Annotated in this window: 12 protein-coding genes; 2 read left to right on the top strand and 10 right to left on the bottom strand. The window is 72.6% G+C overall.

From position 1 onward, the window contains the following. Nucleotides 1-97: 97 nt before the first annotated feature. The 7 genes from pheT to infC all read right to left on the bottom strand — a co-directional run bounded on the left by pheT (nt 98) and on the right by infC (nt 7,665). Nucleotides 98-2,656, bottom strand: a complete 2,559-nt coding sequence (pheT, locus tag DEP02_RS07195; RefSeq protein WP_112466498.1) for a phenylalanine--tRNA ligase subunit beta — start codon at nt 2,654-2,656, stop codon at nt 98-100. Continuing rightward, nucleotides 2,656-3,777 (bottom strand): phenylalanine--tRNA ligase subunit alpha, encoded by a 1,122-nt coding sequence (gene pheS, locus DEP02_RS07190; protein ID WP_198668329.1) that lies wholly within the window; start codon nt 3,775-3,777, stop codon nt 2,656-2,658. Before pheS ends, pheT begins: the two co-directional genes overlap by 1 nt. A gap of 149 nt (nt 3,778-3,926) precedes the next feature. Then, a complete protein-coding gene (locus tag DEP02_RS07185; protein ID WP_112466497.1) occupies nt 3,927-5,081 on the bottom strand; it encodes a sensor histidine kinase in 1,155 nt (384 codons plus the stop codon). Between the two features lie 53 nt (nt 5,082-5,134). Then, nucleotides 5,135-6,007, bottom strand: coding sequence for a TrmH family RNA methyltransferase (locus DEP02_RS07180; protein WP_112466496.1), 873 nt, complete (start codon nt 6,005-6,007; stop codon nt 5,135-5,137). 233 nt (nt 6,008-6,240) lie between these two features. Next, entirely contained in the window at nt 6,241-6,624 is a 384-nt protein-coding gene (gene rplT, locus DEP02_RS07175) for a 50S ribosomal protein L20 (protein ID WP_030381833.1), read from the bottom strand. Between the two features lie 110 nt (nt 6,625-6,734). After that, the gene (gene rpmI / locus DEP02_RS07170; protein ID WP_112466495.1) at nt 6,735-6,929 is read right to left on the bottom strand and encodes a 50S ribosomal protein L35; all 195 of its coding nucleotides are present in this window, start codon (nt 6,927-6,929) and stop codon (nt 6,735-6,737) included. A gap of 106 nt (nt 6,930-7,035) precedes the next feature. Beyond that, nucleotides 7,036-7,665 carry a translation initiation factor IF-3 gene (gene infC, locus DEP02_RS07165; protein WP_112466494.1) on the bottom strand — a complete coding sequence of 210 codons (630 nt, stop codon included), beginning with the start codon at nt 7,663-7,665 and terminating at the stop codon, nt 7,036-7,038. A gap of 397 nt (nt 7,666-8,062) precedes the next feature. Here infC and DEP02_RS07155 point away from each other — a divergent pair, with 397 nt between their 5' ends. Continuing rightward, nucleotides 8,063-8,437 carry a DUF1844 domain-containing protein gene (locus DEP02_RS07155; protein WP_112466493.1) on the top strand — a complete coding sequence of 125 codons (375 nt, stop codon included), beginning with the start codon at nt 8,063-8,065 and terminating at the stop codon, nt 8,435-8,437. Nucleotides 8,438-8,483: 46 nt separating this feature from the next. Here DEP02_RS07155 and DEP02_RS07150 read toward each other — a convergent pair whose 3' ends face one another. After that, nucleotides 8,484-9,221, bottom strand: a complete 738-nt coding sequence (locus DEP02_RS07150; RefSeq protein WP_112466501.1) for an SseB family protein — start codon at nt 9,219-9,221, stop codon at nt 8,484-8,486. Between DEP02_RS07150 and DEP02_RS07145 the strand changes: the two genes are divergently transcribed. Beyond that, nucleotides 9,205-9,951 carry a serine hydrolase gene (locus tag DEP02_RS07145; RefSeq protein ID WP_112466502.1) on the top strand — a complete coding sequence of 249 codons (747 nt, stop codon included), beginning with the start codon at nt 9,205-9,207 and terminating at the stop codon, nt 9,949-9,951. The two genes, DEP02_RS07150 and DEP02_RS07145, sit on opposite strands and share 17 nt — an antisense overlap. On the opposite strand, the gene mycP is transcribed toward DEP02_RS07145, so the two are convergent. Both mycP and DEP02_RS07135 read right to left on the bottom strand, forming a co-directional pair. Next, complete coding sequence (mycP, locus tag DEP02_RS07140) at nt 9,948-11,171, bottom strand: type VII secretion-associated serine protease mycosin (protein ID WP_112466500.1); 1,224 nt, start codon at nt 11,169-11,171, stop codon at nt 9,948-9,950. The two genes, DEP02_RS07145 and mycP, sit on opposite strands and share 4 nt — an antisense overlap. A 20-nt stretch (nt 11,172-11,191) precedes the next feature. Next, entirely contained in the window at nt 11,192-11,992 is an 801-nt protein-coding gene (locus tag DEP02_RS07135; protein WP_112466499.1) for a hypothetical protein, read from the bottom strand. Between the last annotated feature and the right edge of the window lie 466 nt (nt 11,993-12,458).

Genomic DNA, 12,458 nt, shown 5'->3' with positions numbered 1-12,458 from the left:
GTTCCCCGCGCCCCTTTGGGGGCGCGGGGAACTGCGCGACCAGCCGTCGACTACCCCCAACCGACAACGAACCTGCAGCCCCCCGCGCTTCAACCAGCTAGCTCCGCAGAACCGCCCCCGTGCGCTCGGCGGCCAGCGCCACCGCCGCGTCGCGGGCCGCCGACGCCTCGTCGACCGTCAGTGTCCGGTCGGGCGCGCGGAAGCGCAGCGCGTAGGCCAGGGACTTGCGGCCCTCGCCGAGCTGCTCGGCGTTCTCGTAGAGGTCGAACAGCCGGATGGACTCCAGGAGTTCACCGGCGCCCTCGCGCAGCGCGGCCTCGACGTCGGCGGCCGGGACCGGCGTGTCGACGACGAGGGCGACGTCCTGCGTGGCGACCGGGAAGGTGGAGATGCCCGGCGCCTGCGGGGTGTCGTCGCCGACCTGCTCCAGCAGGTCGAGGTTCAGCTCCATCGCGCAGGTGCGCTCGGGCAGCCCGAGCGCCTTGACCACGCGCGGGTGCAGCTCGCCCGCGTGACCCACGATCCGCTCGGTGCCCTCCACTGCGACCGTGAGGTCGGCGCAGCGGCCCGGATGCCACGGCCCGTACTGGCCCTTGCGGACGGTCAGTTCGGCTCCGGCCTCGCGGGCGACGGTCCGGGCGGCCTCGACGGCGTCGGCCCAGTCGGCCGGGCGGCCCTTGCCCCACCAGCCGGTCTGCTCGCGGGCGCCGGCGAGGACGGCGGCCACGTGGCGCGGCTGCTCGGGCAGCACGGCGGTCAGCTCGGCGATCTCCTCGTCGGTGGGACGCCGGTCGACGGGCAGCCGGACGGCGGTCCGCTGCTCCTCGCTCGGGTAGAAGACGAGGCCGGTCTCGAACAGGGCGAGGTCGTGGCTGCCGCGGCCGTCGTTGCGGCGCAGCGCGCCGAGCAGTCCCGGCAGCAGCGTCGTCCGCAGCGCGGGCTCCTCGTCGCTGAGCGGGTTGACCAGCTTGACCACGCGGCGGGCGGGGTCGTCGGCGTCCAGGCCGAGCTGGTCGAAGACCTGCTCGGCGAGGAACGGGTACGTCGGTGTCTCGACGTAGCCCGCGCCGGCCAGGGCCCGGCCGACCCGGCGGTGCAGCCGCTGCCGGTGGGTCAGCCCGCGGCCCGAGGGGGGCTTGGGCAGCGTGGAGGGCAGGTTCTCGTAGCCCTCCAGGCGGATGACCTCTTCGGCCAGGTCGTTGGGTTCGGCCAGGTCGGGCCGCCAGGACGGAACAGTGACGATCAGCTCGTCCTTCCCGCCCGGCTCCCGACCACCGCCCCTCAACGACGCGTCCCACGCGGCAGTGTTTCCCACGACGCTGCAGCCGATCTCCTGCAGCCGGCGGACCACGGTCTCGCGGCCGTAGGCGACGCCCGCGACCTTGTCCGGGTGGTCGGCCGGGACGGTGAGGGTGCGCGGCTCGGAGGGGGTGACCACCTCGGTGACGCCGGCGTCGGCCGTACCGCCCGCGAGGAGGACCAGCAGGTCCACCGTGCGCTGGGCCGCTGCTGCGGCGGCCTGCGGGTCGACGCCCCGCTCGAAGCGGCGGGAGGCCTCGGAGGTCAGCTTGTGGCGGCGGGCGGTGCGCGCGATGGAGATCTGGTCGAAGTGGGCGGCCTCGATGACGACCTCGGTGGTGGTGCCCTCGGTGTCGTCGATCTCGGTGTCGGCGCCGCCCATGACGCCCGCGAGGCCGATGGGGCCGCGCTCGTCGGTGATGACCAGGTCCTCGGCGTGCAGGGTGCGCTTGACGCCGTCGAGGGTGGTGAACTTCTCGCCCTCCTCGGCCCGGCGCACGCCGATCGTGCCCTGGACGCGGGCGCGGTCGTAGGCGTGCAGCGGCTGGCCCAGCTCCAGCATCACGTAGTTGGTGATGTCGACGGCGAGCGAGATCGGGCGCATGCCGGCCTTCTGCAGGCGGCGCTGCAGCCAGATCGGGGAGCGCGCCTCGGGGTCGAGACCGGAGACTGTGCGGGCGGTGAAGCGGTCGCAGCCGAGCGGCTCGTCGATCCGCACCGGGTAGCCGAAGGCGTTCGCGGCGGGGACGTCGAGCAGGGCCGGGTCGCGCAGCGGCAGGCCGTAGGCGATGGCGGTCTCGCGGGCGACGCCGCGGATGGACAGGCAGTCGCCGCGGTCGGCGGTGACGGCGATGTCGAGGACCTCGTCGACCAGCTCCAGGAACTCGATCGCGTCCTTGCCGACCTCCGTCTCCGGGGGCAGCACGATGATGCCCTGGCTGCCGTCGTCGCCCATGCCCAGCTCGTCGCTGGAGCAGATCATGCCGTGGGAGGTCTTGCCGTAGGTCTTGCGGGCGCTGATCGCGAAGCCGCCGGGCAGCACGGCGCCCGGGAGGACCACGACGACCTTGTCGCCGGCGGCGAAGTTGCGGGCGCCGCAGACGACCTCCTGCGGCTCGCCGGTGCCGTTGGCCTGCCCGACGTCGACGGTGCAGAAGCGGATCGGCTTCCTGAAGCCCTCCAGCTCCTCGATGGTCAGCACCTGGCCGACGACGAGCGGCCCCTTGAGGTCGGCGCCGAGCTGGTCGACGGTCTCGACCTCCAGACCGGCCGAAATGAGCTTGGCCTGGACGTCGCGGCCGGTCTCAGTCGCCGGCAGGTCGACGTACTCCCGCAGCCAGGAAAGCGGGACCCGCATCAGATCTCCATCCCGAACGGCCGGGTGAACCGGACGTCACCTTCGACCATGTCTCGCATGTCTTCGACGTTGTGGCGGAACATCAGCATCCGCTCGATGCCGAACCCGAAGGCGAAGCCGCTGTACTTCTCCGGGTCGACGCCGCAGGCGGTGAGCACCCGCGGGTTGACCATGCCGCAGCCGCCGAGCTCGATCCAGCCCTCGGAGGAGCAGGTGCGGCAGGGCCGGTCGGGGTTGCCGACGGACTCGCCGCGGCAGACGTAGCACACCATGTCCATCTCGGCGGACGGCTCGGTGAAGGGGAAGAAGTTCGGCCGCAGCCGGGTCTTCATGCCCCGGCCGAACAGGGACTGGACCATGTGGTCCAGGGTGCCCTTGAGGTCGGCCATGGTCAGGCCCTCGTCCACGGCGAGCAGTTCCACCTGGTTGAAGACGGGGGTGTGGGTGGCGTCCAGCTCGTCGGTGCGGTACACGCGGCCGGGGCAGATCACGTAGACCGGCAGGTCGCGGTCGAGCAGGGAGCGGATCTGCACGGGCGAGGTGTGGGTGCGCAGTACGACGCCGGACTCGGTGCCGCCCTTGGGGCCCTGCACGAAGAACGTGTCGTGCTCGCCGCGGGCCGGGTGGTCCGGGCCGATGTTGAGGGCGTCGAAGTTGAACCACTCGGCCTCGGCCTCGGGGCCCTCGGCGACCTCGTAGCCCATGGCCACGAAGATGTCCTCGATGCGCTCCGAGAGCGTGGTCAGCGGGTGGCGGGCACCGGCCGGGACACGGTCGTACGGCAGCGTGACGTCGACGTCCTCCTCGACCAGCACGCGGGCGTCCCGCTCGGCCTCCAGTTCGACCTGGCGGGCGGCGAGCGCCTTGTTGACCGCGCCGCGGGCCATGCCGACGCGTTTGCCGGCGTCGGCCTTGGCGTGCGGGGGCAGGGCGCCGATCTCGCGGTTGGCGAGAGCCAGCGGGGAGGCGGGGCCGGTGTGGGCGACCTTGGCCTCGTGGAGCGCGTCGAGGGAGGCCGCGTCGGTGAAGGCGGCGAGCGCCTCGTCCCGCATGCGCTCGATCTCTTCCGGTTTCAACGCCTCGACCTCGACAGGGTCGTACGACTTATTGGGTGCCGACATCTCTTCCCGTGCTTCCGATTGGCTGGGGTGCCCCGTCTACGGTCCGCGGACAATCTCGTTCGTCTACGGAACTGGACGCAAAGGTGCCATTGGCCGAGTCTAACGGGGCTGGGGAAAGCGAATGCGCCCGTGGGTCCTCGGCAGGTCGCTCAGAGCAGGTGTGCCGGGGTGCCCACGGGCAACGTAAATCGGATTTCCGCGCCGCCGCCGGGGGCGCGGCCGACCGTGATGGTGCCGCCGTGGGCCTCGACGATGCCCTTGACGATGTAGAGCCCGAGGCCCGTGCCGCCGCGCCTGCTGCCCCGCCAGAAGCGGGTGAAGACACGGTTCATGGACTCCTCCGGGATGCCGGGCCCCTCGTCGCGCACCGTGACCGACGTGGCGGTGTTCTCGATGGTCCCGGCGGTTTCCCCTTCGCGGGGGGACGGCGCGGGCATGACGTCGATGGTGACAGTTCCCTCGCCGTGCCGCACGGCATTTTCGATGAGGTTGCTCAGCACCTGGTCGATCTTGTCCGGGTCGGCCCACAGTTCGGGCAGCGGCTGCTCGATGCGGACCAGGAACCGGTCGGCGGGCTGGCCCGCGGAGACGTACGCCTGGACGTGCCGGCCGACCGCGGCTCCGATGTCGACGATCTGGCGGCGCACCTCGAGCCGGCCGGAGTCGATGCGGGATATGTCGAGCAGCTCGGCGATGAGCCGGGTGACGCGGTCGGCGTCGGCGTCGACGGTCTCCAGCATCAGCCGTTTCTGGTCGTCGGTGAACCTCTCCCACTTGGCGAGCAGGGTGGCGGTGAAGCCCTTGACGGAGGTCAGCGGCGAGCGCAGTTCGTGCGCCACGGTGGCGATCAGCTCGGCGTGGCTGCGCTCGGTGCGGCGGCGGGCCTCGGTGTCGCGGAGGGTGACGACGACGCGGTGGACCGGCCCGGTGGGGCGGGTGCGGACATACTTCGCCGAGACGAGGACCTCCCGGCCGCCGTGCAGCAGGAGGTTGCGCTCGGGCTGGCCGACGCGGATAGCCAGGCCGCCGTAGGGGTCGGTCAGCTGCCACCAGCGCCGCCCCTCCAGGTCCTCTAACGGCAGCGCCTTCTCCAGGGGCCGTCCGAGGGCGTCCTCGGCGGGGACGGCGGTGATCCGGGCGGCGGCGGTGTTGAAGCAGATGACGCGCCCGTGCTCGTCGGCGACGACCAGGCCGTCGGGCAGGTCGTCGGGGTCGACGCCGAGTGCGGCCGGCTCACCGTGCCGGGGCGCGGGCGGACGCCGCGCCCCGCGCGTGCCCGGTGTGCTGCTCGTGCCGACACTCATCCCCGTACCCCACCTCTCAGCCGGTGCAGAGGGCCCCCGAGCCGGTCACACTACTAGCTCTCCTCGCTCTGCGTGACGGAGCGGGACCCTCCGCGGGCGCGCTGTGCGCGGGCCGACGCGTAGAGACATACGGCGGCGGCGCTCGCGAGGTTCAGACTCTCGGCCTTTCCGTGGATGGGGACGCGTACGACGGCGTCGGCGAGGGCGCGGGTGTGGTCGGGCAGACCCCAGGCCTCGTTGCCGAACACCCAGGCGGTGGGGCCGCCCATGGTGCCCTTGTCGAGCTCGTCGTCGAGGTCCTGCTCGCCCGCGCCGTCCGCGGCGAGGATGCGTACGCCCGCGTCCTTGAGGCCGCCGACGGCCTGCTCGACGGGGACGCCGACGGCGACGGGCAGGTGGAACAGCGAGCCGACGGAGGCCCGTACGGCCTTGGGGTTGTAGAGGTCGACGGAGGCGTCCGTGAGGACGACCGCGTCCGCTCCGGCGGCATCCGCGCAGCGCAGTACGGTGCCGGCGTTGCCGGGGTCGCGTACGTGGGCGAGGACTGCGACCAGGCGGGGCCGGGCGGCGAGGATCTTTTCGAACGGCGTGTCGAGGAACCGGCAGATCCCGACGAGCCCCTGCGGGGTGACGGTGGTGGCGATGTCCGCGATGACACCGTCGGCGGCGAGGTGGATCCGGGCGCCGGCGTCGCGGGCCTCGCCCACGATCTCGGCGTACCGCTCGGCCGCCTCGACCGTCGCGAACAGCTCGACGAGGGTGGCGCCGCCGTCCGCCGCCCGGTGCGCCGCCGCCTCCCGCACGGCCTGCGGCCCCTCGGCGAGGAACAGCCGCTCCTTCCCCCGGAAGTTCCGCTTGGCCAGCCGCCGCGCGGCCAGGACACGGGACGAGCGGGGGGAGATGAGGTCGGGGATGGCGGGGGGCATGGGAGGCTTCACCTTCGCTAGAAACTTTCCGCCGCGGCAGCGGCCTCATCAACCACAGCAACTCGATGTCCGCCGCGGCGGCGATCAACCACGACGGCGGGATGGGGGGTCCCCCCACGCTCCTGGGGCAGTGGGGGAGGTGCCGTACCGACCGCACCGTGAGACACCACGGACCCGCAGGCCAGGACAGCCCACGGGTCCGTAAAGTCGTCGGCTTCAGGCCGGCGCGGCGATCACGCGGCCTTGGGCGCGTTGACGTCGCTCGGCAGAGCCTTCTGCGCGACCTCGACGAGCGCGGCGAACGCGTTCGCGTCGTTGACGGCCAGCTCGGCCAGGATCTTGCGGTCGACCTCGACGTTCGCGGCCTTCAGACCCTGGATGAAGCGGTTGTACGTCATGCCGTTGGCGCGGGCGGCGGCGTTGATGCGCTGGATCCACAGCTGACGGAAGTCGCCCTTGCGCTTCTTGCGGTCGTTGTAGTTGTAGACCAGCGAGTGGGTGACCTGCTCCTTGGCCTTGCGGTACAGACGCGAGCGCTGACCGCGGTAGCCGGAGGCCTGCTCGAGGATCGCCCGGCGCTTCTTGTGGGCGTTGACTGCCCGCTTGACGCGTGCCACTTGATTAACTCCTTGTAGCGGGGCCGTGGTGGTGCTCGCACGGCCCGGAAACGAATGGGTCCCGGTCCTGACGTTCGGCGCGCTGGATCAGCGGATCACGCGCCGCCGCGTCACTTGCCGAGAAGCTTCTTGATCTTCTTGGCGTCGCCCGGGGCCATCTCGGCGTTGCCGGTGAGGCGACGCGTCACACGGGACGACTTGTGCTCGAGCAGGTGGCGCTTGCCGGCGCGCTCACGGAGCACCTTGCCGGTGCCGGTGATCTTGAAGCGCTTCTTGGCACCGCTGTGCGTCTTGTTCTTCGGCATAGCGCCGTTCTCTCCTCTGGGTGGCGCTCCGGTGCCCGGTCCGAAAACCGGGCACGGTGGAGCGTCGCTCTTGTATCGGTTGCATCCTGGGACTCGCGTCCCGGGATCACGCCTCGGCAGGCTCCTCGGACGCTGCCTCCTCCTCGGAGGCCGCCGCGCCACGACCCTGGCGCTCGGCCTTGCGGGCCTCCTGCGCCTGGCGGGCCTCGGCCATCGCCTCGGTCTTCTTCTTGTGCGGACCGAGAACCATGATCATGTTGCGGCCGTCCTGCTTCGGGTTCGACTCCACGAAACCGAGGTCCTGGACGTCCTCCGCGAGCCGCTGCAGCAACCGGTAGCCCAGCTCGGGCCGGGACTGCTCGCGACCACGGAACATAATCGTGATCTTGACCTTGTCGCCCTGCTTGAGGAACCGGACGACGTGACCCTTCTTGGTGTCGTAGTCGTGCGGGTCGATCTTCGGCCGGAGCTTCATCTCCTTGATGACCGTGTGCGCCTGGTTCTTGCGCGCCTCACGGGCCTTCATGGCCGACTCGTACTTGAACTTCCCGTAGTCCATGAGCTTGCACACGGGCGGACGGGCGTTCGCCGCGACCTCGACCAGGTCCAGGTCGTACTCCTGCGCAAGCTCCAGTGCCTTCGCAAGCGGCACGATGCCGACCTGCTCGCCACTGGGACCGACAAGTCGCACCTCGGGAACGCGAATCCGGTCGTTGATGCGGGGCTCGGCGCTGATGGATCCTCCTCGGTAGCACCACGCGACGGTCTGGCGGACAGCCGCGTACGTCTGTGATTCGTTAGACCTAACCGCGCCGAAGCAGTAAAAATGCCCCGGACGATCACAGGCGGGGCTCCTCGAACTACCGGAGCTACCGCCGCGAGGGCCGCGGGGCGCACTTTCGGGCGGATCGCCACCACTGAGGGCGGGACCGCCTGACCGGTGACCCGCCGCCCCGGAGAGCGGTCAGGTGGGAGTTCGAAGCCTCCACTTGTGGGCCGGACTCGTGCGTCGTACCGACATGCGGGCCCGACCGGTCGTCACACAAGGTTAGCAGCAACGGGTGGGGAGGGCCAATCGGGACCGCATGGGGCTTGGTGGGGCGGACATCCGTCCTGCCCCTATCGTGTGGGGCATGAGTGAGACCCCCTCCGAGAGCTCGGAGAGCCCCGAGACCCCCGACTTCGACGCCATGACCCGCGACATCGCCGAGGTTCCGGCGGTCGAGGTGATCGTGACGGTCGCCGTCAACCTGATGAGCGCCGCCGCCGTGAAGCTCGGTCTGACCGAGGAGGGCGACAAGTACAAGGACCTGGACGAGGCGCGCAAGCTGGTGACCGCGCTCGCCGGGCTGCTGGACGCGAGCGTGACCGAGATCAGCTCCTTCCACTCGGCTCCGCTGCGGGACGGTCTGAAGTCGCTGCAGCTGGCGTTCCGTGAGGCGTCGGTCGTCCCGGACGAGCCGGGCCAGGGCCCGGGCGAGAAGTACACCGGGCCGGTCTACGGCTGACCTGCTCCCCCGTCCGCGTCCCTTCTTCCGTCCACCCCCCTTTCGTTCACTCCTTCACGTACAAGGGCTCGCCCGGCGGCGTGGCCCCGGCCGGCAGCAGTGCCAGGTCGAGGCCGTGCACCAGGCGGGCCCTCAGTGTGTCGCTGGCGGCGAGCCGCTCGGCTACCGCGCGGACGGCCTCGGCGGGGGCGGCGGTGGCGGACGGGTCGAGGACGAGGGCGAGGGTGCCGTCGGCCCGGCCCGGTCCGAGGTGGGCGCGCAGCACGGCGGGCTCGGCGGCGACGGCCTCCCGGACGGCGGTGACGACGGCCGGGTCGGCCAGCGGGTCCGTCGTCGTCCGGCCCTCGGCGAGGGCGAGCAGCGCGGGCCCGGTCAGCTCGAACGGCACCGGTCCGGCCATGTCCAGCACCACGGTGTCCGCCTTCTCGTGCGCGGCGGCCTGGAGGGCCTGGTGCAGGGGTACGGCGACGGGGCGGGCCTCCGGGTCCCAGCGGGCCAGGGAGTCGGTGGAGGTGAAGGCGGGCAGGGCTGTGCGGTGGCCGGCCTTCAGGGTGGGTACGGCCATGTCACTGGTCTTCTCGCGGCGCAGCCCGTTCTCGTCCTCCTCCACCTCGCCGAGGATGGCCACGACGGGGACGAGCAGCCGGGCGCCCTTGAGCGCCTCGAGCACGGGTCCCACGGCGGTGCGGTCCTCGGCCCAGGCGGCGAGCGCCGCGCTCAGCCGGGGGTCGGCGGAGCCGTCGTCGTCGGAGAAGGGGGAGGTGGGGATGTTCTTCTTGGCCACGGTCCCCGACCCTATCGGCAGGGTGGACGGTGTTCTCAGGGAGGCGGCGGTGGAGGCGGTGTCGGTGGCGGTGTGCGGTGTCGGCTCCGGACGGAGCGCCGGGTACGGCGACGGCGTGTACGAGACGGCGAGCATCGTCAAGGTCGACATCCTGGCGGCGCTGCTGCTCCAGGCCGAGGACGCGGGGCGGCGGCTGACGGCGCGGGAGCGGACGCACGCCACCGCCATGATCGAGCACAGTGACAACGACTCGGCGTCGGCGCTGTGGCGGAGCATCGGCGGGGCGGACGGGCTGGACGCGGCGAACGCGCGGTTCGGGCTCCGGGACACCGTCGGTGGCGACGGCACGCTGTGGGGGCTGACCCGGACCACGGCCGCCGACCAACTCACCTTGCTGCGGCAGGTGTTCGGCGACGACTCGCGGCTGGGCGCGGCTTCGCGGGCGTATCTCCGCACGCTGATGGGCCGGATCGCCGAGGGGCAGGACTGGGGGGTGTCGGCCGCGGCCGACGGCTCCGCGTGGGCCTTGAAGAACGGCTGGCTGCCGCGCGGCACGACCGGGCTGTGGGTGGTCAACAGCATCGGCCGTGTGACGGCCGGCGGCCACGACTACCTGGTGGCCGCGCTGTCGAACGGCAGCGCGACGAAGGAGCGGGGCATCGCCCTGGTGGAGGTGGCGGCGCGGGAGGCGGTGGCCGCGTTTCGCGGGAGCGCGTCGCGGCGGGACTAGAAGTCGCCGGGCCCGCGAGGCGGGAAGCCGCCGGGGCTACGGGACTGAAGGCCGTCCTCGGTCTCGCGGCGCCCGCGCCACAGGACGACCGCCACGACCAGCAGCACTCCCCCGACGCTGCCGGCGAGGGGGCCGGCCCAGTCGAGGGCGGTGTCGTCCGACGGGGCCGAGTCGGGGCCGGGGCCGAAGTACTCGTCGCCGTAGGACGCCGCCCGCAGGCCCTCCGGCTCCAGGCGGGCGGCGGCCTTGATGGCGGCGGCGGGGTCGACGAGGCCGAAGCCGCGGGAGTCGTCGCGGCCGCCGACGGGGGCGTTGCGGGCGGTGTCCCGCAGGAGCTTCTTGATCTGGGCGGGAGTGAGACCCGGGTGGGCGGCCTTGACGAGGGCGACGGCGCCGGAGACGAAGGCGGAGGCCGCGCTCGTGCCCCAGCCTTCGTAGTACTTGTGGTCGGGATCGGCGATGACGACGTCCACGCCGGGCGCGCTGACCGTGGCGTACCAGCGGCGGGTGGAGAAGGGGGCGCGGGTGCCGTAGCGGTCCACGGCGGTCACGGCGATCACGCCCGGGTAGGCGGCCGGGTAGGAGATGTTGTCGCCCTTCTCGCCGCCGTTGCCGGCCGAGGCCACGACGACGGAGCCCTTGCTCAGCGCGTACTGGACGGCCTCGTCCTCGGTGGGCTCGGGGTGGGCGGAGGCCGAGTCGTCGCCGAGGGAGAGGTTGATGACGTCGGCGCCCTGGTCGGCGGCCCAGCGGATGCCGTCGGCGAGGGCGTTGCCGCGGGTGGTGCGGGCCTTGGTGCGGGCGGAGTCGCGGTCCTCGAGGATCACGCGGACGGGCAGGATCTTCGCCTCCGGGGCGATGCCCAGGACGCCGTCGGCGTTGCCGGGGCCGTGGCCGTGACCGGCGATGATGCCGGCCATGGCGGTGCCGTGGCGGGCCCAGGCGCGGTCGCCGGGCCGCGCGCCGAAGCCGATCATGTCCTTGCCGGGCAGGACGTTGCCGACCAGGTCGGGGTGGTCGGCCTCGACGCCGGTGTCCAGGACGGCGACGGTGATGCCCTTGCCCTTGGTGGTGCGCCAGGCCTCCTGGGTGTGCAGGGCGTCCAGGCCCCACTGCTGGGCGCGGATGCCGTCGGCGTGGGCGGCGGTGGGGGGCACGAGGGCGAGACAGGCGGCGAGGAGGAGACTCAGGGTGCCGGCTCTGCGGGTGCTGGGGGACACGGCGGTTTTCACGATGTTTTTCACGACGGCTTCTCCGTGGCCGACTTGACGGTCCGGCGCAGGCCCCGTTCGATCCGGTCGGCCAGGCCCTGGGCCTCGTTGCCGAGGCCCGCCTGGGCGGGGGCCGTGGTGGCGCCGCTCGCCGTCGCGTCGGCGGCGGGCTGCGGATCGTCGGCCGTCCGGCCGTCGGCCCAGCCGGAGACGGCGTAGACGACCACGGGGGCCTCGGTCAGCACGGAGACGGTCCAGGAGGCGCGCTGCTTGTCGCCGAAGGCCGCGGCGACGGTGCCCTCGGCGGCGTACGGGCGGGGTATGAGGTCGGTGCGACGGGTGAGTTGCTCGTTCTTGAAGCGGGTGGCGAGGGAGTTCATGGCGGTGGCGTCGGCCGTGGTGAAGAGCAGTCCGACGGTGGTGACGTAGCTCTGGGTGGCGTCGGTGTAGGTGGCGCGCAGCAGGCGGGCACAGCCGACGGGGGCGAGGGTCTTGCGCAGCAGCGGATCGAAGGCGTCCGCGCAGCCGCTGTCGGGTGCGACGGCGACGCGGGTCCAGGTGCGGTCGGCTCCGCCGGGGCCGGCGCCGCGGCCCTTCACGGTGGGCGGGAAGAGCTGGTCGACGGGGACGCTGTGCCACAGGGCGCCGGCGGCGGCGAAGCCACTGGCTCCGCCTGTCCCGCCCGGCTCTCCGATGAGCCAACTCCCGGTCACGGCACCGCCGATGAGCCCGAGCCCCAGCACGACACAGACCGCTGCCACGGCGATCCGCGGCCGCACCCCGCCCACCCGGGTCCGCCCTCGCTCGCCGTACCCCTCGCCCGGCGCCATGGCGGCACCCCAGGACAGCGCGGGATCAGGCACCGCACCGAACGCGGGCAGCCGGCCCGCCGCCCCGTGCACCTCCCCGCCGGCCCGCGAGGGCACGCCGCCCCACGCCGTCCCCGCGGAAGCCGCGGCACGACCATCGGAACCGGGCCGCGGAGCCACGCGCTCGGACCCCGCGGAAACCCCCGGGCCACCGTGCACGTCACCGCCGGCCCGGGAGGCCTCGGGGGCAGGACGCGGAGCCACGCCCTCCCGCCCGGACCCGACGGACGGCCAGGAGCCACCGCCCACATCACCGCCGACCCGGGACCCATCGGAGACAGAACCCGGAACCACCCGCCCGAACCCCACAGAAGCTCCAGGATCACCGTGCACGTCACCGCCGACCCGGGAGGCCTCGGGGGCAGGACGCGGAGCCACGCCCTCCCGCCCGGACCCGACGGACGGCCAGGAGCCACCGCCCACATCA

Source organism: Streptomyces triticisoli, from assembly GCF_003270085.1.
Taxonomy (GTDB): Bacteria; Actinomycetota; Actinomycetes; order Streptomycetales; family Streptomycetaceae; genus Streptomyces; species Streptomyces triticisoli.
Note: the sequence above shows the minus strand (reverse complement) of the source record. Positions and strands in the feature narration are given on the sequence as shown.